Below are 26,981 nucleotides of genomic sequence, written 5' to 3'. Positions count from 1 at the left end.
CCAACCGGATGGCTGGCGGCTCCCATGACGTGGCGGCCGGATCGGCGGCGCCCTCCGCGGTTCAGCGGACGGACGCGCTCACTCCTGCACCTGGGTGCGGGCGATCTTGCCGTTGAAGGACTCGGCCTCGTCGGCGTCGGCGGCCGGGCCGTTGTTCCAGGAGAACATGGCGCGCAGCTTCGGGCCGACCTCCTCGATCTTCTCGTGGCTGAACTTCTCCTGCAGCTCCTTGAACTTCGGGGCGCCGGCGGCCTGGTCGTCCATGAACTCCTTGGCGAAGGAGCCGTCCTGGATGCGCTTGAGCTGGTGGCGCATGCGGTCCTTAGTGGACTCGTCGACCACGGTCGAGGTGAAGTCGCCGTACTGGGCGGTGTCGGAGCAGGACCAGCGCGCCTTGTTCAGGCCGCCCTCGTTCATCAGGTCGACCAGCATCTTGAGCTCGTGGCACACCTCGAAGTAGGCGATCTCCGGCTGGTAGCCGGCCTCGGTCAGCACCTCGAAGCCGCACTCGACGAGGTGGTTCACGCCGCCCATGAGCACGTCCTGCTCGCCGAACAGATCGGTCTCGGTCTCCTCCTTGAAGGTGGTCTTGATCGCGCCGGCGCGCAGGGCGCCCAGCGCCTTCGCATAGGCCAGGGTGATCGCCCAGGCGTCGCCGCGCGGATCCTGCTCGACCGCGACCACGACCGGGACGCCACGGCCGGCCGCGTACTCGCGGCGCACGATGTGGCCCGGGCCCTTCGGAGCGACCATGAACACCGGATGGTCCTCGGACGGCTTGATGTAGCCGTAGTGGATGTTGAAGCCGTGGGCGAACGCCAGCGCGGCGCCCGGCTTCAGGTTCGGCTCGACCTGCTCCTTGTAGACCCTGGCCTGGTGCTGGTCCGGCAGCAGGATCATCACCACGTCGGCCTCGGCGACGGCCTCCTCGATCGGCTTGACCTCAAGGCCCTGCTCCTTGGCGTATTCCACCGACTTCGAGGACGGGCGCAGGCCGACCACGACGTCGACGCCGGAATCGCGCAGGTTCAGCGCATGCGCGTGGCCCTGCGAGCCATAGCCGAGGATCGCGACCTTCTTGCCGTTGAGTACGGACAGATCGCCGTCGTTTTCATACCAGATCGTTGCTGCCATGTGTGGCGCTCCTTCTTTGACTGTTGCGCCGCCCGCATTCCGGCGGCGCCCCGGACGCGGCCGGCGTCCGGAACATTCTCAGCTCGGGTCGGGCGTCCGGGCGGGTCCGCGTCGTGCGCGGACCGGACCGGCCGCCGCTCCTGCGGCTCCGTTCTAATACCGGGGCCGCCGCATTGAACGATGATGTTCGAATAATGACCAGTTCCCTCGTCCGGCAGACGGTCCGGACGGCGGGGAGGATATCCCGGCTCGCGGACTCCGTGCGCCGGAGCCGGGACGGATGTGCGCACGGGGGTCGGACCGCCGGCTCACTTGGTGAAGTCGGCGTCCTTGGTCTCGCGGCAGCTGATCACCGCGATCAGGCAGCAGACCGCCATCACGCCGAGGTACAGGCCGACGGACTGCACGCCCCAGTTGGCCGACAGCCAGGTGGCGATGGTCGGCACGAACGCGGCGCCGACGATCGCGGCGAGGTTGTAGCCGATGCCGGAGCCGGAGTAGCGCACGTTCGCGTCGAACAGCTCGGGCAGGAACGCGCCGATCGGGCCGAACGCGGTGCCCATCAGCGCGAAGCCGACGCACAGGAAGACCATCACGGCCACGAAGTCGCGCCTGCCGGTGCCCATCAGCAGGTACGGGAACACGACGGCGAACACCACCAGCGCGACCGACGAGAACATCAGCACGCGGCGGCGGCCGATCCTGTCGGCGGTCACGCAGGAGATCACCACGAACAGCGCGAAGAAGACCACCGAGATCATCAGCATGAGCAGGTACTCGCGGTTCGTGAAGCCGAGCCCGCCGCCGCCGGCCTCGGGGCTCTTGGTGCCCCAGGACAGCGACCAGGTGGCCAGCGTGTAGAACAGCGTGTAGGTGACGGCGACGAGGAACGTGGCCTGCAGCACCTGCACCCAGCTCTTGCGGAACACCTCGACCAGCGGGGCCTTGACGACCTCGTTGCGCTCCTGCGCCATGCGGAAGATCGGGGTCTCCTCCATGTGCACGCGCACCACGAAGCCGACGACCACCAGGATCGCGGAGAGCAGGAACGGCACGCGCCAGCCCCAGCTCGTCATCGCGGCCTCGTCGTTGAAGGACTCCAGCACGAAGAACGTGCCGTTCGACAGGAAGAAGCCGATCGGGGCGCCCAGCTCCGGGAACGAGCCGTACAGCGCGCGCTTGTTCTCGGGGGCGTTCTCGGTGGCGACCAGCGCCGCGCCCGACCACTCGCCGCCCAGTCCGATGCCCTGGGCGAAGCGGCAGACGCACAGGATGACGACCGCGAGCAGGCCGACCTGGTCGTAGGACGGCAGGCAGCCGATCAGGAACGTCGAGATGCCCATCGTCAGCAGGGAGACGACCAGCGTCTTCTTGCGGCCGAGACGGTCGCCGAAGTGGCCGAAGATCATCGAGCCGACCGGGCGGGCGATGAACGCGACGGCGAAGGTCACGAGGCTGAGCAGCAGCGCGACGGTCGGGTTGGTGGTGTCCGAGAAGAACACGGTCGGGAAGTAGTTCGCCGCGGCGGTGCCGTAGGCGTAGAAATCGTAGAATTCGATGGCCGTGCCGACCATCGAGGCGGCGATGACGGTCTTCACCGAATCGCGTGCCGCCGCCTGGAGTTTGCCGCTGCCGTTGTGCGCGCCAGCGTCGCCAGTCGTTTCGACTGCAGTCATGGATGTCCCTCTTCTTATGGTGTGGGCGCGCGGGCGCCCGCGTATGCGTGTCCGCCCGCGCCGCCGCGTTGCCTTGTGGGGCGCAACGGCGCGGGCCCCGCCGCTTGCGGCAGGGCCCGTCATGGAATCGTGTCGTCCGCGAACCCTGCCGTCGTTGGCGGGTTCAAGCGTGCATGCCGAATCAGTCCGCCAACGACGACGGAATCATAATTCGCGCGGACGCGACTGCGTGCAGCGACATTCCGGTCATCACGGCGAACCTCCCTTCGGCGTCTCGTATCGTCTCCGGGCGTTGCCGCCCGAACCACGTGCTAACTTAAGCGCGCCGGGCCGGCCGTGCGCGCCGTGGGTCACTATGCGGACACGGCCGTGGCATCGGCGGACCGCGTCAGCGCGCCTCCTCGTCGTGGATCGACCAGGTCTCCGCGGCGGCCACGACCACCACGACGATGGCGACCGGGAACAGCACCAGGTACGTGCCGAACAGCGCCAGCGAGGCCGCCGACAGCGCCACGCCGAGGATCACGCCGGCATGCGACGCCAGGTTAAGCACGGACAGACCGCGGCCGGCGTCGCGCACGTCGGGCAGCACGGCGGCGCCGATCCGCTGGGCGAGGCCGTCGAACACCGCGTACGCGAACCCGCCGAGCACGGCGTAGGCGACGACGCCGGCCGCCGTCGGGGTCAGGATCGGCACCGCGAGCGCGACGACGAACACGCCGCACGCCAGCACCGCAGGGATGCGGCCGTCCTCCCAGCGGTCGGCGATCGGGCCGAGCACGACCGCGGCGATCAGCCCGCCGGCGAACGAGGCCAGGGCCACGGCGGCCATCACCGGGACGGCGGCGCCGAGATCGCCGGCGCTCACCATGTACAGCACGATGTACCACGAGAACACGCCGACCATCGAGACGCCGGCGGTCATCGCCAGGCGGCCGACGAACGCGCGGGTGAAGTTCGGCGCGTTCTTCGGCATGCGGTAGCGCGCGAAGAACTCGTCCTGCGTGATGGCCTGCGAGCGCAGCTCCACGCTGGAGCGCTCGCGCGGCAGGATCAGCACGGTGGCCAGGCCGGCCACGGCGAACACGGCCGCGCACACGTCGACGGCGAGCGACGTGGAGCCGACCATGAGCACGCCGAACAGCGCGCCGGCCAGCTGGCCGACGGCCAGGCCGATGCCGCGGTACGCGTCGGCGCGGGAGCGGAACTTGTCCGGGATGCGTTCGCCGAAGGAGGCGGACAGCGCGGTCGTCATCATCGCGTAGCCGAACTGCAGCAGGCACCACAGGACGGCCAGCAGGACGACGCTCGTGGCCACGGCCAGCCCCAGCGAGAACACGGCCGCGACCAGGCCGCCCGCGACGATCCACACGGTGCGCCGCCCGACCTCGGTGCGCGTGTGGTCGGACCACACGGCCACCGCCGCGTTGGTCACCAGCGAGGCGACCACGCCGAGCGCGACCAGCAACGCCAGCGCGTACGGGCGGCCGGCGCCCGCGGCGGCGTCGATGCGCACCGGCACCAGCACGTTGTTCAGGGCGGCGAGCGGCGCCGAGCACAGCACCGCGCCCAGCGCGAAGCCGAGGTTCAGCCGCGTCATCTCGACGGGGGTGGGCCGGTGGCCGTCCGCGTCGACCATCGGGTCGCGCAGGTCGAGGAACGACGATTCGAGGTTCGGCACGGCGGTGTCGAGCCTGGCGGCGGCCGTGATGGGCGCGCCACCGGCGTTCATCTGCGCGGCCTGCACCTCGGGGCGTTCGCCGGACGGCTCCGGCTGCCTCGGGTTCTGCTTGACCGTGAGTCGCGCGAGCGCCGCCTTGTCCTCGTCGCTCAGCGCCTTCTCGAAGTCCGGCCGGTCGTCGATGCCGGGACGGATGAACACCTGCCCCGGCAGCGGCGGCGGGGTCGGGATGTCGTTGTGCTCTGCGCCGTTGGTGTCGTCTGCCATGGCCCCTCTCCCTCATCTCGCATCGTTCGTTCAGGAACTCCTGACGTCGCGCGGGCCGGCGGGCCGCGGCGAAGACGGTCCGGCGGCGCGCGTCCGCATGTCCACTAGCCTACACACGGCCGCCGGACGAGCCACGCCGCACGGGCGCATGGACGCGCGGCGCCGCGCCCTACCGGACCGACAGGTCGAGCACGCCGTACGCGGGCGCGGGCAGCCGCAGGAATCCGGCGCCGGACGCCGCCTCTCCGCCGCTCGCGTCGTCCGCCGCGGCGATCGGCTCGTCCCACGTCGTCACGACGCTCCCGCGGCAGTCGTGTGCGTCGCCGGCGACGCGCACGCTCCGGCCGTCGCCGTGCAGCCGCAGGGCGACGGCCGGCTCGCGCGAGGCGTTCAGCACCAGCAGCCGGCCCGTCCGTGTCACGTCGACGTCGACGACCATGCCGCGCGCGTAGACGGCGCTGACCTGGCCGCCGTCGCCGTACGCGCTCACCAGCGGGTAGCCGTCCGTCACGCCGACCGGGTCCAGCCCGCCGCCGAGCAGCACGTCGCGGTGGTCGCGCCATACCCGCAGCAGGTACCGGCACGCCGCGCGCTGCTCCTCGGACATCGCCGAGGGGCGCACGGAGATCTGCGGCACCGCGAAGAACGACCCCATGATCTGTTCGGCGCAGGCCTCGGCCCCCGCCTGCGGGTGCCACAGCAGCATGTCGCCGTGGACCACGCGGCGCGTCGACACCAGCCGCTCGTCGACGATGCGCACGCGGTTGGTCGCCGCGTCGGACGGGCAGTCGCTGGCGCGCACGACGTTGCTGTACGGCGCGATGGCCGGGCTGGAGTACGGCTGGCGGAATTCGACGATCGGCACGCCGTCGCACTGCGCGAGCATGACGTCGCGCACCTGCGCGAGCATCATGCGCATCGCCTCGCCGACGTCCTCCACGTCGCCGCAGGCGGGGTCGTCCAGCGGGCGGCCCTGGTACGCCCTGGCCTGGTCGAGGAAGTCGATCTTCAGCCCGCCGATGCCGTAGCGGCGCATCAGCCGGGCGCACACGTCGGCGACATGGTCGCGCACCACCGCCCGGCGCGGGTCGAGCACGCGGCAGCCGCAGTCCGGGTCACCGTCCATCGGCAGCGGGGCGTAGGGCGCCATCCGCGCGAACGCCTCCGAGCGCTCGCCCAGCAGCAGCGGGGCGACCCACAGCACCGTCGTCAGCCCGTGCCGCTCACGCAGCCGGGCGACGCACGCCGCCAGGTCCGGGAACTTGCCGGTGTCGGGGACCCAGTCGCCGCAGCCGGCATAGCCGCGGCCATGCCCGAATGCCTGCCAGCCGTCGTCGACGAACACCGAGCGGCAGCCCAGGCCGCGGATGCCGTCGGCCTGCGCGAGCAGCTCGTCGGCGTCGATGCGCTGCAGGTAGGCGTACCACGTGGAGAACACCGGCTCGAGGGCCTCCGGCGACATCGGGAAGCGATCCGTCCGACGCCCCATCCACCGGCTCAGCGCGCGGATCACGTCGGCGGCCATGCCGTGCCGGTCGGTCAGCAGCAGCTCGCTGGCCCCGGGCATCCGAGCGACGTCGAGCACCACGGTGAACATCGCGCGCTCCTCGTCGACGCCGTAGCGCATCAGGACCTCGTCCTTGGCGTACGAGTAGGCGAAGGCGAGCACGTTGCGGTCGGCCGAGTCCAGCAGGCAGCCCATCGGCGCCGAGTTGACCAGCGACACCGGCACGCGGCCGTCCCAGTCGGCGGGCTGCGCGGGTCCGGACGGGCGCATGCCCACCTTCCAGAACATGCGCGAGTCGCTCAGCGGCCACGTCAGCGCGATCGTGCCCGGGGCGCCGGGCTTGTCGGCCGTGACGGCGAACGTCCGGCCGCCGGCGGCGTCGGCGGCGTCGGGGGCGTCGGCAACGCCGGCGGCGTCGGCGATGCGCACGCCGGCCGAGGACAGCAGCCGCACACGGCCGAACCGCGGCCCGTCGTGCAGCGTCGATCGTATCGAGTCAAGCAGCATGGTATTCCCCTCATCGAACGTGGTGGAAGTCCTGGTCGGCGCCCGCACCGTCGCGGGCGCCCGTGACGCGAGGGGCGTCCGGAACGGCTCGTGTGCCCCGGACGCCCCGCGCGTCGCCGGCCGCCGGACCGGCCGGCGGCCTTATGGTCTCGGTCGCCCGGCGGGGAGGGCCCGCCGGGGACGTGGGCTCACTGGATGCCCGACATGTCGGCGTTCTCCCAGTAGGACTGGACGGCCTCGGCGAACTGGTCGCGGTCCTCCTGGTCGGCCAGGTACTTCTGGAACTCGGCGCCCAGCGTCGGGTAGTGGTCGTCCGGCAGGTAGTTGTAGTTCTCGATCAGGTTGCCGGAGTCCGCGTACTGCTTGACGGAGACGCCGAGCGGGTTGGTCGGCTCAAGCGTGTTCGAGGTGAACGGCGAGACCAGCGAGCAGTCGTTGACCACGAAGGACTGGCCGTCCGGGTCGTTGGCGAGCCAGTTGAGGAAGTCCTTGGCCATCTGGCGCTGCTCGTCGGTCACATCGCTCGACGAGTCGATGAAGAAGTACTTCGAGCCGCCGCCGACGAGCTTGGTGTTCGTGCCGTCGTCAGTGTTCTGCGGGACCGGCATGATGCCGATGTGCTCGGTGTAGTCGTACTGGTTGATCGAGCCCCAGTCCCAGTTGCCGCCGAACAGGAAGCAGATGTCGCCCTCGGCCAGCTTCTGGTAGCTGACGTCCTTCTCGGCGGAGACGGCGGAGTCCTTGGCGTAGTTGTTCGCCTTGAGGACGTCGAAGGTGTCCATCAGGGAGTTGAACTTCTCGTCGTCGGCCAGCGTGACGCTGCCGTCGTGCAGCCCCTCGATGAAGGCGGTCGGATCGTCCTGCTCCTCATAGACCTGCGCCAGGTAGTGGGCGCCGAGGGACCAGTCCTCCTTGAGCACGCCGGTCGGGCTTTCGACGCCGCCGGCCTTGATGTCGTCGATCAGGTCCTCGAAGGCGTCGAGGGTCTGGTAGTCCTCCGGGTTGAACTCCTCGCCGGTCGCCGCCTCGATCGCGTCGGCGTTGTACATCAGGCCGCGAGCCTCGACCGCGAACGGGAAGCCCATGACCTTGCCGTCCACGGAGATCGCGTAGTCGGTGTCGCCGACCCAGTCCTCGTCGCTGAGGTCGACGGCGTGCTCGGCGCCGAGGGAGTACACGTCCTTGGCGTCGACCATCGACAGCACGTACGGGTCGTGCGAGGCGTAGCGGGTGGACAGGTGCGCGGCCACCGTGTCGTTCGACAGGTAGACCTCGACGTGCACGCCGGTCTCCTCCTCGTACTGCTCGGCCATGGTCTCGAACTCCTCCTGGAGCTCGGACTTCGAGTTGAAGATGGTCAGGCTGTTCGAATCGTCGGCGGACCCGCCGCCGCAGGAGGCCAGCATGCCCACGGCGGCAAGCGCGGCAAGCGCCGAGGTGGCGATTCGCTTCACGGATGGCTTCATCGTTGACTCCTTCTTGTGTTCTATCCCTTTCCGAGGCGGGCGGACGGCTGCCATGCCCTCCCCGCTGTAACACCCGGTGGTCGTCGATGGCCATCGACGGGTGTCAGAGATTCATTGTAATCCTTTGCCGCTGTTTTGTCGAACCGGTTCGCCGGATGTGCACGGCTCCGTCACACCAACGCACATCGGCCATGTTCGTTCCCGCCGCCCGCGCGGCCGGGCCGGGCGGGGACGGCCCCTCGTCCGGGCAACAAAAAACGTCCGGAACGTACCAAGGCATATACGTTCCGGACGTTGCCCGCCGGCGGCCGCCGAGGCGGCCGGCCGGATCGGGCGATGACGGTGCGGGGGCCGGGAAACCGGGTCAGCCCTTGACCGCACCCGCGGCCACGCCTGCGATGATGTAGCGCTGCAGGAACAGGTACAGGATCAGGATCGGCAGCATGGCGAGCAGCAGGGCCGCCATGACCAGGCCGATGTCCGTCGAGTATGTGCCGTAGAACACCTGCGTCGCGATCGGGATGGTGTACAGGTTCTTGTCCGTGAGCACCAGGGACGGCAGCAGGTAGTCGTTCCAGAAGGCCATCGCGTCGATCACGGCGACGGTGGCGATCATCGGCTTGAGCAGCGGGAACACGATGCTCCAGAAGGTCCTCCACTTGGAGCAGCCGTCGATCTCCGCGGCCTCCTCGATCTCGGCCGGGACCGAGGTGAAGATGGCGCCCTGGAACATGAACGTGGCCATCGAGACCGAGAAGCCGACGTGCATGAGGATCAGGGTGACGCGGTGGGCCAGCACGCCGAAGATGCCGCCGTAGACGGACACGATCGGGACCATGAGCACCTGGAACGGGATGACCATCGAGGCGACCATGAGCGTGAGCAGCAGCGCGCAGGCCGGCCAGGACGGGTTGCGGGCGATGACGTACGCGGCCATCGCGGAGAACAGGATCGTCAGCACCGTGGCGCTGATCGTGATGATCAGCGAGTTGCCGAACACGGTCCAGAAGTTCATCGCGTCCATCGCGCCGGAGAAGTTCTCCAGCGTGAACCCGTGCTCGCCGGTCAGCGACAGCGGGTTCGACGTGATGTCGGACATGTTCTTGAACGAGTTGATGATGACGATGATGAACGGCGAGATGAACGCCAGCAGCAGGACGACCAGCACGACGTACAGGACGACGTGGCCGACCTTCGTCCTCATCGGGACCTTGGCCTGGGGAATCCCAGCGGAAACGGTTGCAGAGCTCATCAGGCTTCCACCTCACCCTTCTTGCCGATGTACACCTGCAGCAGGCCGATGACCGCGCAGATGATGAACAGGACCAGAGCCTCCGCCTGGCCGACGCCGTAGTTCTTCTCGGTGAAGGCCTTGCGGTACACGTGCATGGCCGCGAGCACCGAGGAGCCGAACGGCTCGCCGTTGGTCAGCGAGAGGTTGATGTCGTACACCATGAAGCACCGGGTGGTGCTCAGGAAGATGCAGGTCACGAACGACGAGCGCATCAGCGGGATGGTGACGTGCCACATCGCCTGGCGCGGCGAGCAGCCGTCGATGAGCGCCGCCTCCTTGAGGCTGGCGTCGACGCTCATGAAGCCGGCGATGTAGATCAGCATCATGTAGCCGGCGTACTGCCAGACCGACACGAAGATCAGGCAGAAGATGGCGCCGTTGGTCGTCGACAGCAGCGACGGGACCGTGGCCCCGGTGATGCCCGAGGCGATCGAGACGAACGCGCGGTTGAAGATGAACTTCCACACGTAGCCCAGGACGATGCCGCCGATCAGGTTCGGGATGAAGAAGCCGGCGCGGAAGATGTTCTGGCCCTTGATGCCGCTGGTCACCAGGAACGCGAGCAGGAACGCCACGACGTTGGTGACGACGACGGTGATCACCGAGTAGATGACCGTGATGCCGAGCGACCCCCAGAAATCGGTGTCGGCGACGACGGCGGAGTAGTTGGACAGGCCGACGAACGGCTTCTGCAGCGAGACGCCGTCCCAGCTGGTGAAGGTCAGATACAGGCCGTAGAAGAACGGCACGATGACGACCAGGGCGAACAGCAGGGCCGCGGGGCCCGCGAACATCAGGAACTGCCCGACCTTATAGCTCAATTTGGTTTTTGGCATGACTTTACCCTTCGACGCACGCACGGGGAGGGGGTGCCGCGCCGCCGGTCCGTTCCGGCGCGCGGCACCCTGGATGCTCCCTGGCGCTCAGGATCTCATGAACGTGTCACTCGGTGGCACCGTCATCGGTGGCGGCGTCGTTGGCGGCGGCGTCATCGGTGGTGGAGGAGGAGCTGGAGGTGTCGTTGGCCAGGGACTCGACGTTGGACATGTCGGCACCGGCCCAGTAGGACTCGATCGCGGCGGCGAACTCCTCGCGGCTCGACTGGCCGGCCAGGTACTTCTGGAAGTCGGCGCCGAGGACGGAGTAGTGGTCGTCGGGCAGGCCGTTGAAGTTGCCGATCAGGTTGCCGGCGTCGGAGTACTGCTTGACCGAGGCGCCCAGCGGGTCGGACGGCTCAAGCGTGTTCGAGGCGAACGGCGAGACCATCGAGCAGGTGTTGACGATGAAGTCCTGGCCCTCCGGGTCGGTGACCAGCCAGTTGAGGAAGTCCTTGGCCATCTGGCGCTGCTCGTCGGTCACATCGCTCGACGAGTCGATGAAGAAGTACTTCGAGCCGCCGCCGACGAGCTTGGTGTTCGAGCCGTCGTCGGTGTTCTGCGGCACCGGCATGATGCCCAGGCCGTCGGTGTAGTCGTACTGGTTGATGACGGCCCAGTCCCAGTTGCCGCCGAACAGGAACGCGATCTTGCCCTCGGCGAAGTTCTGCGAGGTGACCTCGCGCTCGGCGGAGATGGCGGAGTCCTTGGCGTAGTTGTTCTCCATCAGGACGTCGAAGGTGTCCATCAGCGAGGTGAACTTCGCGTCGGAGTTCAGGTCGACGTCGCCGTTGTGCAGATCCTCGAGGAACGCGGTCGGATCCTCACGCTCCTCGTAGACCTGGGGCAGGTAGTGGCCGGCCAGCGACCAGTCCTCCTTGAGCACGCCGGTCGGGGTCTCCATGCCGCCGGCCTTGAGCTCGTCGATCAGGTCCTCGAAGGCGTCGAGGGTCTGGTAGTCCTCCGGGTTGAACTCCTCGCCGGTGATGGCCTCGATGGCGTCGGCGTTGTACATCAGGCCGCGGGCCTCGATGCTGACCGGGAAGCCGAGCACCTTGCCGTCCACGGAGATGGCCTGGGTGGTGTCGGAGACCCAGTCCTCGCCGCTGAGGTCGAGCGCATGGTCCGGACCGAGCGAGTAGATGTCCTTGGCGTCCACCATGGACAGCACGTACGGATTGTGGGAGGCGTAGCGGGTGGACAGGTGGGCCGAGATGGTGTCGCTGGAGTAGTAGACCTCGGTCTTGACGCCGGTCTCCTCGGTGTACTTTTCGGCCATCTCCTCGAACTGGGACTGGATCTCGGACTTGGAGTTGAAGATGGTCAGGGTGTCGGAGTCGCCGCCGGCGCTGTCGCCGCCACCGCCGCAGGAGGCCAGCATGCCGACAGCGGCAAGGGCGGCAAGGGCCGTGGTTCCGATCCTCTTCCATGAGTTGTTCATTTGTCTATCCCTTTCTTAATGACCCCACGAGGCAGCATTGCCTCGCCTGGACATTCCGGCAGACGCGCGCCCCGAGCAGCGATGCCGCATGAGCGCCGTATCCGACGGTTGTTTATTGTACTCGAACCGGTTGAATCGAACCGGTTCGAGAACCTGTGTTAATGATGTTAATGCATGTCCGCGGTTTTGTCAAACGATTGCTAGCCCGTCCCGACAGGCCCCTCCAATCCCCCGAAAATCAACGCTTCCCACCACCCCGCTCTCCGCGCGCGACGCGCCGCTTGCAAAAACTTCTCACGACACCACCCCCGACACCGCACCACGCCCGACACGCCGACGGGGTACGATGCTGTCGTACCCGTTCGACGCGCGCCCGACGCGCACGACCAAGGAGCTCCCATGCACGGATGGCTCAACGACGCGGTGTTCTACGAGGTCTACCCGCAGTCGTTCCAGGATTCCAACGCCGACGGCATCGGCGACTTCGACGGCATCGTCCAGCGCCTCGACCACATCCGCGATCTCGGCTGCACCGCGATCTGGATCAACCCCTGCTTCGACTCCTCGTTCTACGACGCCGGCTACGACGTGCGCGACTACTTCCGCACCGCCCCGCGCTACGGCACCAACGAGGACCTGCGCCGCCTGTTCGACGAGGCGCACGCCCGCGGCATCCGGGTGCTGCTCGACCTCGTGCCCGGCCACACCGCCATCGACCACCCATGGTTCCGCGAGTCCACCCGCGGCACGCGCAACGCCTGCACGGACCGCTACATCTGGGCCGCGCCCGGCGCCCAGGACGCCGCCTCGCCCTACGGCTCGATCCGCGGCTTCCTGTGCGGCATCTCCGAGCGCCCCGAGCGCGCGGCCATCAACTGCTTCGCCACCCAGCCGTGCCTGAACTACGGCTTCGGCACCGTGACCGAGGACTGGCAGTTCGCGGCCGACTCGCCCGAGGCCGAGGCGACCCGCCTGCTCATGCAGGACGTCATGGCGTTCTGGCTCGGCCTGGGCTGCGACGGCTTCCGCGTCGACATGGCCGGCAGCCTGGTCAAGGAGGACCCCGGCCACGTCTGGACCTCGCGGCTGTGGCGCAAGGTCCGCGCGTTCCTCGACGAGCGCTTCCCCGACGCGGTGCTGGTCTCGGAATGGGGCGACCCGGCCGAGGCGCTCAACGCCGGGTTCGACATGGACTTCCTGCTGCACTTCGGCCCGTCGCACTACCTGGACCTGTTCCGCGAGCACCCGTACTTCGCGGGCGGCCCGGACGGCGACATCGCCGCGTTCACGGCGGCCTACCGCCATATGGCCGAGGCGACGGCCGGCCTCGGACACATCTGCATCCCCTCGGGCAACCACGACATGATCCGCATGCGCGAGACGCTCACCGAGGAGCAGATGAGGCTCGCCTTCGCGTTCCTGATGACGATGCCGGGATGCCCGTTCATCTACTACGGCGACGAGATCGGCATGCGCTACGGCCACGGCCTGCTGTCCAAGGAGGGCGCCTACGAGCGCACCGGCTCGCGCACCCCGATGCAGTGGGACGCCTCCACCAACGCCGGCTTCTCGTCGGCGCCGGCCGCGGAGCTGTACCTGCCCATCGACCCGGAGGCCGACCGCCCGACCGTCGCCGCCCAGCGCGACGACCCGGATTCGCTGTACGCCACGGTCCGCGGGCTCGTCGCCCTGCGGCACGCGCACCCCGCGCTGCACGCCGACGCCGCGGTGGACTTCCTGTACGCCGAGGACCACGCCTACCCGTTCGTCTACCGCCGCGACGCCGCCGACGGCTCCGGCGAGTCGCTGGTCGTCGCGATCAACCCCTCCCCGGCGCAGGCCTCCTGCCCGCTGCGGACGAGGCCGGGCGAGGCCGTCCACGTGATCGGCGGGGCGGCCCGCTGGCAGGACGGCACGCTCACCGTCCCGGCCGGCAGCGCCACCGTCATGCGGGCGTAAACGACGCTCCGGCACGGACGGCTCCCGCGGCGACGCGAGGCGACGCACGGGCCAGGCCACGAAACGGATCGACAAAGCCGCCGCAGCGACCGCTCCGCCGCGCGCCCGGGCCACGCGCGTTCATCCGCGCCGCCGAACCGGTCACGGCCGCGCATGGACCACGTCCCATAACGCGATGCGGCCGCGACCCCGGAGCCGAACCGGGGTCGCGGCCGCATCGCCGTATCTGGCCGATGGCGCCCCGCCTACTGCTCGGCGCCCTCCTCCAGGCGCGAGAAGATCGGGCAGTACAGCAGCGCGCAGCAGTACTGCGGCAGCGTGATGCCCAGCAGCAGCAGGAACGGCACGATGTAGACGAACAGCATCGCGTAGAGCACGCCGAACGCTACGAGGACGACCAGCATGCCGGCGGTCCGCGGGAAGAAGCCGATCGCCGCCATCACCGCGTTGCGCAGGTGCACCTTGATCGGGTCGTCGTAGCGCGACAGGAACACGAAGTAGTACTGGGCGACGCTCACCGCGAGGATGCCGACGATGACCAGCACGATGAGCAGGGCGGCGTGCAGCGCCCCGTCGAGCCGGCCGAGCACCATCACGTCGCCGGCCATCACGACGATTACGGCCAGGCAGACGAGCCAGACCGGCGTGGCCTGCTTGAAGTTGCGCTTGAACGCCGCGAAGAAGTGCGTGTGCACGTAGCCGGCCTCGCCGCGCACCATGTGCCACAGCGTGTTGTGCATCGCGGTGAACGACGCGCCCGCCGTGACGACCGGGATGCAGCACAGCAGCGTCAGCAGGTTGAGCTCGATCAGGTCGAACACCACGCCCATGATGCGGAAGAACGCGTTCTCGCTGTCGAAGACCTTGTAGAAGCGCGACAGCCTCGATCCGTTGTTGTTGGTTTTGTTGCTCACCGTGCACCTTTCTCGGTTCCGCCCGGGGCCGGCGGCCGGGGCGTGCCCGCGCGCGGTCTCGGGGGCCTGCCCCACCCGTCGCGGGCGTTCCACTAGGGACATGATACGGCCGCGGGCTGGGACGACGGCCCGCCGGGGCGCATGCCGCCGACGGGCCGGTGCGATCCGCGGCGCCCGCGGGACCACCCTACGCCACGACCGGCGGGTCGTTGAGCAGGTCGTGGGTGACGTGTTCGCCGGCCGCATCGCTCCAGGCCAGCGAGGCGACCGGGGTGGCGTTGTCGACGCCGATGCCTCGGCGCGGCTCGAAGGTCAGCGACGCGGAGGTGGTCTCACCGCGCCAGGTCAGCGTGATCGAGGCGTCGCCGTCGGCCTCGTAGCCGAACTCGCCGTCGAAGGCGTCGAGCGAGTTGCGCAGGCGGCACAGCGCGTTGAGCGCGCGGACCACGGTGCGGTCGAGGTTCTCGTCGATCTCGGTGGTGCTGTAGTAGTGGCGGTTGATGTCGCGGCCGACGTGCGTGCGGTTGAGCAGCTCCATGTCGTTGCGCCCGGCGAGCGCGCCGACGTAGTAGACCTGCGGCACGCCGGGCAGGAAGAACTGCACGGCGCGGGCGGCCAGATAGTGCTGGTCGTTGCAGCCGAGGGCCGAGTAGTAGGTGCTGTTGACCTGGTACAGGTCGAGGTTCGACGCGGCCGCACCGGTGGCGGCCTGCGACTCGCCGTGGGTGTTGCGGTGGATCGTGCGCACCAGGTTGTCCACGTCCTCGTCCGGGATCAGGCCCTTGAGGCTGCGGTCGAGCTGGTCGGAGCCGATGTCGATGACGCCGATGCCGTCGTGGGTGTCGAGCACGGTCACGGCGTTGTTCGGGCGGACGCGCACCCAGTGGGCCACCGGCTCGACGTGGCCGGTGAACAGGCTGTGCAACAGCAGCGGGGGCAGCGCGAAGTCGTAGACGCGGTCGACCTTCGAGGCGATCTCGATCTGCTTCCTGTAGTACGAGTGCACCTCGATGAGGATCTCGAGGCCGCGCTTGAGGCCCTCCTCGCGCAGGCGGCCGATCAGGCGGAAGGTCTTCGGGGTCATGAAGCAGGACGAGTCGGGCTCCTTGGCGCCGTAGCCGACCGCGTCGAGGCGGATGTAGCTGACGTGCGAGGCGGCCATCTGGTCGAAGATCGACATCAGGTAGGCCCAGCCCTGGTCCGAATCGGTGTCGATGTCGACCTGCTGCGGGGTGAACGTGGTCCACACCAGGCGGGTCCTGCCGCCGCAGGTGTAGTGCGTGAACGGCAGGCCCGGGCGCGGGCGGTAGATGCCGGCGAGCTCCTCCTCGGTGGCGCCGTTCGGGTAGACCGAGCTCATCGTCAGGAACATCGGGAAGTACTCGGAGTCCTCGCCTTTGGCGAGCACGTCCTGGAACTGGGCGGACTGCCAGCTGACGTGGTTGACGATCGCGTCGACCATGATGCCGTGCGTCGTCGCGAGGTCGGCGACGTCGTCCCAGCCGCCGAGCCGGGGGTCGACCTTGGTGTGGTCGATCGGGTCGAAGCCCGCGTCGGCGCCGTCGAACGGGGTGAAGAAGGGCAGGATGTGCACGCCCTCGTACACGCCGGCGAAGCGCGTGCGCAGGATCTCGGTCATGGACTTCAGGGTGCCGTCGCCGAAGCGGTCGGCGTAGGCGATGAGCTGAACCTTGTTTTTCATGGTGTCGCAACTCCTTTGTTCGCAGGACAGGTGCGGACCCATCCGGACCCCCACTGCCCGGGCCGATGGGTCGAACCGGTTCGATACTACCATCGGACGAGCGGCCCTGTCCACGACCCAGGCGTGTCCCGCGCCGAATCGCCACCATCGGCAGACGCGGCCGCACCCCCGAGACCGCAAGCCGGAAACCCGCCATCCGCAAGCCCCTTGGTGCACTCAGCCAACCGCGCCGGCCGCCCCCATCAGCGCGACCCGCCAGCCGCACCGGTCACCCCCCGGCAACGGCCGCGCGTCACGCGCTCACCGCGAGCGCACGGTCTCGCCGGGCACGACCCGGACCGGCACCAGCTCGCCGATCATGCCGATGATGCGGGAGACCACCTCGCCCGACTCCGGATCCGCGACGCCCTCCGGCCCGGACGGCTCCCCCTCGCCGACGACTCCGCGCGGCCGCCCCTGCGCGGCGACGTCCGCCGCCTTGCGCCTGGCCCCGGACTCCTTCGCGGCCTCACGTTGGATGGCCTCGAGCATCCGCGTGGCGATCAGGTCGCTGATCGCCTCGAAATCCTGGCGGACGGCCGTGACCCGCATGCCGGCGGCCTGCGCGAGGTACGTGCCGTCATAGGCCACGACCTGCAGGTCCTCGGGAATGCGGATGCCGCGCCGCAACGCCTCCTGCACGCAGAACGCCGCGCCGACGTCCGAGCTGACCACCGCGTCGATCTCGCCGGCGGCCACGCGGTCGCACACCCGGCGCATCGTCTCGGCGTAGCCCTGCAGGTCGTCGACCTCGCCGGCCTCGACGTACTCATGCCAAGCGCCGGCGGCCTTCAGCTCGCGCTCCAGCGTCAGGTGATAGCGCACGGTCGGGAACGTCGTACCCGGCTCGGCGCCGGCGTCGGCACCGGCGGCCGTCTCCTCCCACTGCTCGAGGTCGTGGAACTGCGCGCGCGGACCGCCGACCGTGACCACGCGGCGCGCGCCGGCCTTGAGCAGCAGGTCCGCCACCAGCAGGCCGCCCTGCTCGTGGTCGGAGCCGATCGACGCGATCCCCTTGCCGAGGTAGCGGTCGAAGGCCACCACCGGCCGCCCGATCGACGTCCAGTAGTCGAGGTCGTGCGTGGTGTGCGCACCCATCACGATGCCGTCCATCATGTGGCGGCGCAGCATGTCCACGTACTCGGCCTCGCCAGCGGCCACGTCGGCGGTCGAGCACAGCATCGTGCGCAGCCCGCGGTCCGCCAGCGCATGCTGGACGCATGCGGTGAGCGTGGAGAAGAACGGGTGCCGGATCGTCGGCACGATGACGCCGATCAGATCGGTGCGCCCCTTGTACAGGTTGCGGGCGAGCTCGTTGGGGATGTAGTCGAGCGCGCGCATCGCGGCCTCGACGCGTTCGCGCATCTCCGCCGACACGTAGCCGGTGCCGTTGACCACCAGCGACACCGTGCTCAGCGACACCCCCGCGCTTTTCGCGACGTCGCGCATTCCGACCATCTCGACAGCCTCCTTCGCCTGCGTTCCTCTGCGATCGTGCCGGCCCGCAACTTGATGGGCATGCCTCGGCACTCCGAATGATTGCATATGCTCTGAGTGTCAGTTTACTGGGTTAACACATAGACACGGCTGGGAAATGCGAAGATCTGCCTAGAAAAATCAGGGATAACCGTACCAAACGGGTTCGATACACGGCACCGGGCATAGCCGGCGCGCCCCGTCGCCGTCGCGCCGCCACCCCCGTCAGATGGACCCGACCATCCAGCCGAGCGCCACGCACCCGACCGGCACCACGACCGTCGCCGCGAAGTACCACGCCGCCACGGCGTACCGCCCGCCGCGGGCCAGCGAGACCATCTCGTTGATCGCGGTCGAGAACGTCGAGAACCCGCCGAGGAACCCCGTCACGAACAGCAGATAGGTGCTCTGGTCGACGGTCTCGTGGAAGAACGCGGCCGCCGCGATGCCGGCGCAGAAGGTGGCGATCACGTTGATCACGAACGTGGCCAGCGGGAACGCCCGGTTCCACCAGCGCTGGATCGAGGTGTTGAGCACGAACCGCGCGGTCGCGCCCAGACCGCCGCACAGGCACACCAGCAGAAAGGTCAGCGGCGCGCCAAGCACCAGGGTCCCGCTCATCAGCGCACCTCCCCCGTGATCGGATCGGGCACCGCCGCGATCTCCGCGGTGTCCGGCTTCGGGTCCTCGTGGCGGCGCCAGGCGGCGGGCAGCGGCACCGCCACGACCGGCGACGCGCCGTCCTCCGACAACGCGATCGCGCCGGGGGCCACGACCGCCGGCGTCTCGCCGTCGCCCAAGGCGAGCGATGCGCTGATGGCGATGCCCGGCGACGCCACCGTCGGCGTCTGACGGTTCTGACCGCCGGCGGACGACTGCGCCGCGGCCGCCTGCTCCTGCTGCATCGCGGCGAACGCGTCGGCGATGACCCTCGCCTCGCGCTTGGCGCCGATGCGGATCGCCAGCCGCGTGCCGAGCCACGCCACGGCCAGGCCGACGACGAACGACGCCAGCGTATACACGACGAATCCGACGACATCGCCGTCACGCAGCGACTCCAGCTCCTCGACCACCATCGCCGACAGCGTGGAGAAGCCGCCGCACATGCCCATGCCGACGCCGCGGCTCGTCAGCTGCCGCACGCGCTTGCGCACCCACGAGGCCTGCGACATGTACGTGGTCAGCATCGCGTAGACGAAGCAGGCGAGCATGTTCGCCGTGAACGTCGCGACATGGAACGACGGCGCGACACCGCCGGTCACGTCGCCGGGAATGGCCAGCGACAGGCCGAAGCGCAGCGCGGTGCCGATGCAGCCGCCGACGAACACGACGATATACAGCATCACGTCGGCCAGCGGGTTGAACTTGGCCTGCACGGTCTTCATCGGGGCGAGCGGGATCTTCGGCGGCGCCGGGGCCGGGGCGGCGGAAGCGGCATCGGCGGAATCGGCATCGGCGGCGCCGTCAGGGGAACCGGTTTCGGCGGGCGCATCGGCTTCGGCGGAGGAAGCGGCGGGGGTCACGGTGCCGGCGGCATCGGCGGCACCGGCAAGAGCGTCGGCGGACGTCGCGGCGGCGGGAACGCCGGCGGGGGCGCCTACGGAAGCCGCGGCACCGGACGGCTCCTCGGCGGCGGGGACCGCGACGCCGGCTGGGGCCGGGGCGCAGATGGCGTCGGGAAGGGCATCGGCATCGGCGGAAACCGCGGCGTCGGCCGGAGCGGCGGTGACGGCGGCCTCGGCAACGGTGTCGGCGGGACCGTCGGCGGCGATCAAAGTGCCTGTGACGGTCGGCGCATCGGCGGAAGCTGCGGTACCGGCGGCGGCCGCAAGCGCGTCGAGCGAGGCCGTGACGCCGCTGGAGACCGGAACGCCGGCAGCATCCGGAGTGCCGGCGACAGCCGCGGAACCGACCAAAGACGGCGCCGCGTTCGCCGCCGACGCGCCGACCGGCGATTCCGTATGAGCGGAGGCGACGGACGCCGGCATGGCGGACGCGGGGACGGAAGCGGGGAAGACCGGAGCGTCGGGAGTCTCGTCCGCGGACGCCGGGCCAACGGCGGCCGGAGCCGCGGAAGTCGGGGCGGTCCACACCGAACCGGCGGAGGATGGGGCGACGGACGCCGCGGCGTCGGGAATCGGCTCGGCGGCGGCAGGCCCCACGGCGGACCGCGCGGAATCGGCCCGCGCGCCAAGCGCCGCGGCGGAATCCGGAGCGGCGTCCGGGGTGGACGCGAACGGCAGAGGAACGACCGGAGGGGATGCCGGCTGCGACGGCACGGGGGCCATCAGCGGCACGGACGGCGTGGAATCGGCCGAAGGTTCCGGCACCAGCGGAGGCAGCACGGGCCGCGGGCCCGCGGGATCGCCGAACGCCGCATCGCCCGCCGGCATCGGCGGGGCCGCCGTGGCCTTGCCGTGGAAGGGCACGGCCTCGTCGGCCTGCGCCGCCGGGGTCTGCGCGACGCCGGCAGCCCGCGGCGGCACGGCGATCAGCGGCGGGACGGCGGACGCCGCATCATCGGACGCCGGCGACGGCTCGGGCCGCACCTGGGCCATCGACACCGGCCCCAGGTCCGGCACCGACAGCTCCACCGACGGCTTCAGATCGACCGCATCCGGCAGATTCGCCGCATTCGACGGCATCGACGGGAACAACGGCCGCACCTCCGGCTCCGGCCCCGCCAGCCGCTCCGGGTCGACGAGCATCAGCGTAGGATTGGCTTCGTTCTCCGCCTCCTGCAATGAATCCGACATAACTGCACTCCTGCCCAATACCTGCGGCCACTCACGACGTCATCGCCCAGGCGGCTAGTCCAGCAGCGAGTGGACGGAGATGACATGGTCGCGCTGCGGGCCGGTGCCGATCACCGAGATGCGGCAGCCCGACAGCTCCTCCAGACGCTTCACGTACGCCTGGGTCGTCTTCGGCAGGTCGTCGAAGTCGTGCACCCGCGAGATGTCCTCATCCCAGCCGGGCATGGTCTCGTAGACCGGCTTCGCCGCGGCGAACGCGGCCTGGTCGCACGGCATGTCGTCGTAGCGGGTGTGCGTGCCGTCGGGGTTCTCCACGTCGTAGGCCACGCAGATCGGGATCTCCTTGAGGCCGGTGAGCACGTCGAGCTTGGTCAGCACGATGTCGGTCAGGCCGTTGACCTGCACGGCGTAGCGGTTCACCACCGCGTCGAACCAGCCGCAGCGGCGCGCGCGGCCGGTGGTCACGCCGAACTCGTGGCCCTGGCGCTGCAGCCACTCGCCCTGCTCGTCGAACAGCTCGGTCGGGAACGGGCCCTCGCCGACGCGCGTCACATACGCCTTCGACACGCCGATCACGCGGTCGATGCGGGTCGGGCCGACGCCGGTGCCGGTGCACGCGCCGCCCGCGGTCGGGTTCGAGCTGGTCACGAACGGGTAGGTGCCGTGGTCGACGTCCAGCATCGTGGCCTGGCCGCCCTCGAACAGCACGGTCTTGCCGGCGTCGAGCGCGCGGTTCAGCACCAGGCTCGTGTTGGCCACGTACGGGCGCAGCCGCTCGCCGAGCTTGAGCAGCTCGTCGGTGGTGCGGTCCACGTCGATGGCGCGGCGGTTGTACAGCTTGACCAGCATCTGGTTCTTCTGGTGCAGGCTCGCCTCCACCTTGTCGTGCAGATGCTCGGCGTTGAACAGGTCGTGCACGCGGATGCCGACGCGGTTGATCTTGTCCGCGTACGCCGGGCCGATGCCGCGGCCGGTGGTGCCGATCTTGCGCTTGCCCAGGAAGCGCTCGGTCACCTTGTCGATGACGCGGTGGTACGGGGCGATGACCTGCGCGGACTCGCTGACCAGCAGGCGCGAGCAGTCCACGCCGCGGGATTCCAGGCCGTCGATCTCCTCGAACAGCACCTCCGGGTCCACCACGACGCCGTTGCCGATCACCGGCGTGACGTTCGGGCTGATGATGCCGCTGGGCAGCAGGTGCAGCGCGTAGGACTCGTCGCCGACCACGACCGTGTGGCCCGCGTTGTTGCCGCCGTTGAAGCGGGCGACGTAATCGACCTTGGTGCCGATCAGATCGGTCACCTTGCCCTTGCCCTCATCGCCCCACTGGGCGCCGATCAGCACGATTCCAGGCATTGCCAGCACCTCCTTATGCATCGCGCGCCGCCTGCGGTCTCTTCTGGGCGGCGGCCGACACATTTTCGACACAAGTAGCGTACCGTGAGCCCTAAACCTCGCGGCGGGCCGCCTGGCCGCGCATGCCCGCCGCGCGAGGGCCGGCGGCTGGGGGATGCCTTCGTTGCGAAGGCCGGCGGCCGCGGGATGCCTCCGGCGCCCGGATCCTTCAATCCCCAAGCGCCCGGGCCGTCCGATTCCCGATTCCAAATCTCCAATTCCAATCCCTAATTCCCAATGCCTAATTCCCAATGCCCGATTCTCGATGCCCAATCCCGAATCCCCGCAGCCGCCAACCTCCCGCGCACAATGTGCAGTTTTTCACGCTGAGGCCCCATTCGCGGCCGCTCAGCGTGAAAAACTGCACATTGTGCGCGCAGGGGATGCGGGCCAGGCGCGAAAACCGGCAGATCAAGCAGCATCTCGGCGGTAAACCGACGGATCCGAATCGAACAGCATGCAGACGAATCCGACGCAAGACGAACGATAGACGGCGAACGGCTCCGCAACACGCCGAATTGTGGATAACCCATAATCGTTCGACCACAATGCCCCGGTCCGCTTCCATCCCCCGGGGCGCCGCCGATATCGTGCAACCATGAAACGGGACAACGACATCGACCAGCTATTCGACAAGGCCCAGCGCGAACGCCGCTGCGTCTGGAGCACCGGCTCAGCGCAGCGCAACAAACTCATGCGTCGCGCCGCCGTCAATGAACTGGTGCGCCCACTGCCCCGCTTCTTCGCCCGCCGCGACTACTGGAACCGACTCAGCTACCATGAACGCATCATGCATATGATGCGCACCGTGGCCGCCATGCGCAAGACCTGGGTGCTGTGCCTCGTCAGCGCGGCGGCGGTCTGGGGACTGACGGAAAACATGTATCTCCACGGCACCATCCATATAGCCAAGCAGTACGGCAACCGCACCAGAAACAGCGAATGCTTCACCTTCCACCACATTCCCGAACCGGCGGCAACGACCAGACACGGGGTCCTTGTCACCGGTCTGCTGCAGACGGTGTTCGACTGCGCCCGGATGTGCGAGTTCCCGGACGGGTTGGCGATCTGCGATGCCGCCTTACGCAAGCACCTGCTTACCAAGGACGACCTCATCGCCTTCTGCGAGCGCAACAAACGCTGCGCGGGCATACAGCAGGCGCGCAGCGTCATCGGCTTCGCGGACGGACGCAGCGAAAACGGAGGGGAGTCGAAGGCGCGCGGCCATTTCATCGAATGGGGATTCGAGGCCCCGGAGCTGCAGGCCTGGTTCCGCAACCCGGTCACCAACGCATCCGCGCGCGTCGATTTTCTGTGGCGGCTGCCCGACGGGCGCATGATCATCGGCGAGCTCGACGGCAGGGAGAAGTACATCAACCCGGAGATGATCCAGGGGCAGGACGTGGTGGACACCGTGCTCAGGGAACGCGAGCGCGAGACCAACCTCGGATTGTCCGGGAACGTCGTAATCGTACGGTTCACCTATATGGAGCTCATCAAGCATCCGCAGAACGTCCGGCAGAAGCTCAAGCTCGCGGGGGTTCCGCTTCGCCGGCAATCCTCCTGACGCCGGGCATCCTGCCCGACCGCTTTGATTCCGGCCACCGGGCGATCGCCAAGCGGCCGCCCTGCACGCCATGCCCATAGCCCATAGCCCATAGCCCATAGCCCATAGCCCATAGCCCATAGCCCATAGCCCATAGCCCATCCTGCCGCTCCCCTCAGCCAGGGCGCGCCTCTTTCCCCATGCGCACAATGTGCAGTTCTTCACGCTGAGAGCCTGATAATTCCCGCTCAGCGTGAAGAACTGCACATTGTGCGCATGGGATTATCCAAAAGGGATATATCCAAAAGGGATATAGGGATATATAGGGATATAGGGATATAGGAAAGGAATGCCCGGCAAGGCGGATCGGCGCGGCGCCGGCGCGCCAGCGCTTCCCGCCGCCGAAAGGCGCAGCGCGATCCGATCATCCCATATGAGCGGCCAGGAAATCGGCGACGCATCCCAGCGCCCGCTCGCTGCGGAAGCCCCGGCAGCCATGCCCCGCTTCGGCGAGCTTGATGAACGTCACGTCCTTGCCCAGCTCGCGCATTCGCGCATAAAGCCTGCAGCTCTGATTGAACGGAACCAGCATGTCGCGCCCGCCATGCATGATCAGCGTCGGCGGGGTGGGACGCTCGGCGACAAGATACGTCATCGGCGATGCAAGACGGCTGTCCTCGAGCCGCTCGAGCACGTCGACATGCCCCAGCTCCCAGCCTTCCGGGCTGTCCGGGTCATGATGATTCTGCGCGCTGGGGTAATAGTTCATCATCGCGAAATCGGTCGGCCCATACCAGTCCACGATGCACCGCACCTCGGCGCTGAACTCCTGGTAATCCTCGGTGTCGGGCCCCGTATCGCCGGTGAACCCGGCCATCAGCACCGTATGCGCGCCGGACGACTCACCCCACAGCGCCACGCGCTCGGGATCGGCGTGCAGCCGGCCGGCATGCGCACGGACGTATCGCACCGCGGTTTTGCAGTCCTGCATCTGCGCGGGGAACGGCGCGATGTCGCTATGCCGATACTTCGGGGCGGCAACCAGGTACCCGCGCGCGGCGATTCGCACGCAGCAGTCCGTGAACCCCAGCACGTTCTGCTCATGGAACGCCGAGCCGCGCACGAATACGACCACCGGCCAGCCCTCATCGGGCGGCCGCACGCCGGCGGGCGAGTAGATCCACATCGGCAGGTCGACCGCGGATCCATCGGATAGCCGTCGCGTCACATAGGTCTCCTCGGTGATATCCACCGGATGGCCGAAGTCGTCCTCCTCCCAATCGTCGATGACCCGGCAGCCTTCCGGGGCTTCGTCGGACCGCGGGAAGGTCGCGGCGGTGTATCCGAGCAGCGGCTCCATCGGCGATTGGGCCGGAGGCGCAGCGATATTGGCGGCGGCTTCGTTGTCGGGCATGGCTGTCTCCTTCGTCGATGCTTTCGATGATAAGCCCCGGCATCGGAGGAATCCGCCCCTCCCCAAATGCACAATGTGCAGTTCTTCACGCTGAGCTGCGATTTTGACGCGCTCAGCGTGAAGAATTGCACATTGTGCGCGGGGAGAAAGGGGGCGGATGACCGGCAAAGCGGGCGGGGCGCGGGACCTGAGCGATGCAGAGCCCAAGCAATGCAGAGCTCAAGCGATGCAGAGCTCAAGCGATGCGAAGCCTTGGCCATGCGAGGCCCGAGCGATGCGGTCCTGGCCTTGCGGAGCCCAGGCGATGCAGAGCCTGGGCCATGCGGAGCGGGCCCAGGCAGCACGGGGCGAGGAATCAATCCGAGCGGCGGCGGCCATCCGGGCGGCAAGCGCAGGCCCGGGCGCGGGCGCTATTTCAGCGCGCGACCGGCGGAGCCGAGCTGCACGCAGGCCTCGACCACGCGCGCGGCCATCGCGTCCTCGGCCTCGCGGCCCCAGGAGCGCGGATCGTACATCTTCTTGTCGCCCACCTCGCCGTCGACCTTCAGCACGGCGTCGTAGTTGCGGAACATGTGCCCGGCGATCGCACGCGAGAACGCGTACTGGGTGTCGGTGTCGATGTTCATCTTGACCACGCCGTAGGAGACGGCCGCGGCGATCTCCTCGGGCGTGGACCCCGACCCGCCGTGGAACACCAGCGCGAAGGGCTTGCCCTCCGGCAGGTCCGGGATCGCGCAGGACGACACGGTCGAGGCGCCCAGGCTGCCGAGCCGGCCGTCGCGCATCGCGTCCCACACCTCGGTCTGGATGTCGCGCAGCAGCTCGGGGCGCAGCTTGACCACACCCGGCTTGTAGGCGCCGTGCACGTTGCCGAACGTGAACGCGGCCATATAGCGGCCGTGTTCGCCCAGCCCCAGCCGCTCGGCCACGCGCAGGCCGTCGGCCGGCGTCGAATACAGCTTCTCGTTGATCTCGGCGGAGTGGCCGTCCTCCTCGCCGCCGACCGCGCCGATCTCAATCTCGAGCACGGTATGGGCGCGCACGGACTTCTCCAGCAGCTCCTCGGCGATGTCGAGGTTCTCCTCCAGCGGCACGGTGGAGCCGTCCCACATATGCGACTGGAACGTCGGCTCCTCGCCGCGCCGGACCTGCGCGATCTCGTGGTCGAGCAGCGGTCGCACCCACTCGTCGAGGTACTGCTTGGCGCAGTGGTCGGTGTGCAGCGCGACCGTGATGTTCGGGTAATGCGCGGCGACCTCGTGCGCGAACGCGGCGAACGCGAGCGAGCCGACCACGCGGTCCCTGACGCCCTGTCCGGAGAAGTAGGCGGAGCCGCCGACCGACACCTGGATGATGCCGTCGGATTCGGCTTCGGCGAAGCCCTGCAGCGCGGCGTTGAGCGTCTGCGAGCTGGTCACGTTGATCGCCGGATACGCGTATCCCCCATGGCGTGCGGCATCCAGCATCTCGGCATAACGTTCTGGAGTTGCAATGGTCATACTGCCATTATCGCGCCATTTCCGCGACCCCGCCCCGTTTTGCGGCCCGGCGCCGTGTGCGTTTGGTCACAGTCGGCCGCGGCGTCGGGCGGCGGACCTGCGCAGCGGGGCATGCGACTGACTGCGGCACCGCACGGGCGCGGAGCGGCAGGCGGGCGTCTTACGGCTTTTGGACCGGGCGGCGGTCTCCACCGAGCGTGGGCGGCACAACGCCACGCCGCCATGTAGCGGCATGTCCTACGGACTCACGGCGGGCACGGAACGTCAACGGCTGACGAACAGCGGCGACGCCCGGCAGGCCGCACGTCGTTGGCGGTCGAACGGCGCGGCAACGCCCGACGGAACGGCACGCGGCGCCCCGACAACAGTCGACTCCGACAGAGCGGGCGCCCTCGAGACGCCGAGACGCCACTGCACGCATGTTCGCGCCAGG

At 68.8% G+C, this 26,981-nt stretch carries 18 protein-coding genes; 2 read left to right on the top strand and 16 right to left on the bottom strand.

Annotated elements, in window-relative coordinates; genetic code table 11:
* Positions 1-78 precede the first annotated feature (78 nt).
* The 8 genes from ilvC to KIH73_RS03925 all read right to left on the bottom strand — a co-directional run bounded on the left by ilvC (position 79) and on the right by KIH73_RS03925 (position 11,848).
* Complete coding sequence (gene ilvC / locus KIH73_RS03960) at positions 79-1,134, bottom strand: ketol-acid reductoisomerase (RefSeq protein ID WP_219080825.1); 1,056 nt, start codon at positions 1,132-1,134, stop codon at positions 79-81.
* A 308-nt stretch (positions 1,135-1,442) separates the two neighbouring features.
* On the bottom strand, positions 1,443-2,810 hold the full coding sequence (locus KIH73_RS03955; RefSeq protein ID WP_219080823.1) for an MFS transporter: 1,368 nt from the start codon (positions 2,808-2,810) through the stop codon (positions 1,443-1,445).
* Positions 2,811-3,198: 388 nt separating this feature from the next.
* The gene (locus KIH73_RS03950; RefSeq protein WP_219080821.1) at positions 3,199-4,758 is read right to left on the bottom strand and encodes an MFS transporter; all 1,560 of its coding nucleotides are present in this window, start codon (positions 4,756-4,758) and stop codon (positions 3,199-3,201) included.
* 169 nt (positions 4,759-4,927) lie between these two features.
* Positions 4,928-6,772: a glycoside hydrolase family 36 protein gene (locus KIH73_RS03945; RefSeq protein ID WP_219080819.1), complete on the bottom strand. Its 1,845-nt coding sequence runs from the start codon at positions 6,770-6,772 to the stop codon at positions 4,928-4,930.
* Between the two features lie 188 nt (positions 6,773-6,960).
* Positions 6,961-8,238 (bottom strand): ABC transporter substrate-binding protein, encoded by a 1,278-nt coding sequence (locus KIH73_RS03940; protein ID WP_219080817.1) that lies wholly within the window; start codon positions 8,236-8,238, stop codon positions 6,961-6,963.
* 364 nt (positions 8,239-8,602) lie between these two features.
* Complete coding sequence (locus KIH73_RS03935; RefSeq protein WP_219080815.1) at positions 8,603-9,490, bottom strand: carbohydrate ABC transporter permease; 888 nt, start codon at positions 9,488-9,490, stop codon at positions 8,603-8,605.
* A complete protein-coding gene (locus KIH73_RS03930; protein WP_219080813.1) occupies positions 9,490-10,368 on the bottom strand; it encodes a carbohydrate ABC transporter permease in 879 nt (292 codons plus the stop codon). The genes KIH73_RS03935 and KIH73_RS03930 overlap by 1 nt, the downstream gene beginning before the upstream one ends.
* Before the next feature lie 106 nt (positions 10,369-10,474).
* Entirely contained in the window at positions 10,475-11,848 is a 1,374-nt protein-coding gene (locus tag KIH73_RS03925) for an ABC transporter substrate-binding protein (protein WP_219080811.1), read from the bottom strand.
* A gap of 399 nt (positions 11,849-12,247) precedes the next feature.
* On the opposite strand from KIH73_RS03925, the gene KIH73_RS03920 reads away from it, so the two are divergent.
* Positions 12,248-13,807: an alpha-amylase family glycosyl hydrolase gene (locus KIH73_RS03920; RefSeq protein ID WP_219080809.1), complete on the top strand. Its 1,560-nt coding sequence runs from the start codon at positions 12,248-12,250 to the stop codon at positions 13,805-13,807.
* 245 nt (positions 13,808-14,052) lie between these two features.
* On the opposite strand, the gene KIH73_RS03915 is transcribed toward KIH73_RS03920, so the two are convergent.
* From KIH73_RS03915 to KIH73_RS03890, 6 genes are all read right to left on the bottom strand, one after another.
* The gene (locus KIH73_RS03915; protein ID WP_338023945.1) at positions 14,053-14,721 is read right to left on the bottom strand and encodes a YesL family protein; all 669 of its coding nucleotides are present in this window, start codon (positions 14,719-14,721) and stop codon (positions 14,053-14,055) included.
* Positions 14,722-14,908: 187 nt separating this feature from the next.
* Positions 14,909-16,423 carry a sucrose phosphorylase gene (gtfA, locus tag KIH73_RS03910; RefSeq protein ID WP_219080807.1) on the bottom strand — a complete coding sequence of 505 codons (1,515 nt, stop codon included), beginning with the start codon at positions 16,421-16,423 and terminating at the stop codon, positions 14,909-14,911.
* A gap of 300 nt (positions 16,424-16,723) precedes the next feature.
* Positions 16,724-17,920: a LacI family DNA-binding transcriptional regulator gene (locus KIH73_RS03905; RefSeq protein WP_219080804.1), complete on the bottom strand. Its 1,197-nt coding sequence runs from the start codon at positions 17,918-17,920 to the stop codon at positions 16,724-16,726.
* A 243-nt stretch (positions 17,921-18,163) separates the two neighbouring features.
* Complete coding sequence (locus KIH73_RS03900) at positions 18,164-18,559, bottom strand: fluoride efflux transporter FluC (protein ID WP_219080802.1); 396 nt, start codon at positions 18,557-18,559, stop codon at positions 18,164-18,166.
* Positions 18,559-20,694, bottom strand: a complete 2,136-nt coding sequence (locus KIH73_RS03895; RefSeq protein ID WP_219080800.1) for a CrcB family protein — start codon at positions 20,692-20,694, stop codon at positions 18,559-18,561. The genes KIH73_RS03900 and KIH73_RS03895 overlap by 1 nt, the downstream gene beginning before the upstream one ends.
* A 54-nt stretch (positions 20,695-20,748) precedes the next feature.
* Complete coding sequence (locus KIH73_RS03890; protein ID WP_219080798.1) at positions 20,749-22,050, bottom strand: adenylosuccinate synthase; 1,302 nt, start codon at positions 22,048-22,050, stop codon at positions 20,749-20,751.
* 637 nt (positions 22,051-22,687) lie between these two features.
* Here KIH73_RS03890 and KIH73_RS03885 point away from each other — a divergent pair.
* The gene (locus KIH73_RS03885) at positions 22,688-23,656 is read left to right on the top strand and encodes a hypothetical protein (RefSeq protein WP_219080796.1); all 969 of its coding nucleotides are present in this window, start codon (positions 22,688-22,690) and stop codon (positions 23,654-23,656) included.
* A gap of 403 nt (positions 23,657-24,059) precedes the next feature.
* Here the strand turns inward: KIH73_RS03885 and KIH73_RS03880 are convergent, their stop codons facing one another.
* Positions 24,060-25,049: an alpha/beta hydrolase gene (locus KIH73_RS03880; RefSeq protein WP_219080794.1), complete on the bottom strand. Its 990-nt coding sequence runs from the start codon at positions 25,047-25,049 to the stop codon at positions 24,060-24,062.
* Positions 25,050-25,459: 410 nt separating this feature from the next.
* Positions 25,460-26,548 (bottom strand): class II fructose-bisphosphate aldolase, encoded by a 1,089-nt coding sequence (fbaA, locus tag KIH73_RS03875; protein ID WP_219080792.1) that lies wholly within the window; start codon positions 26,546-26,548, stop codon positions 25,460-25,462.
* Positions 26,549-26,981: the final 433 nt, after the last annotated feature.

The organism is Bifidobacterium phasiani (genome assembly GCF_019331775.1).
GTDB classification, from domain to species: domain Bacteria; phylum Actinomycetota; class Actinomycetes; order Actinomycetales; family Bifidobacteriaceae; genus Bifidobacterium; species Bifidobacterium phasiani.
Note: the sequence above shows the minus strand (reverse complement) of the source record. Positions and strands in the feature narration are given on the sequence as shown.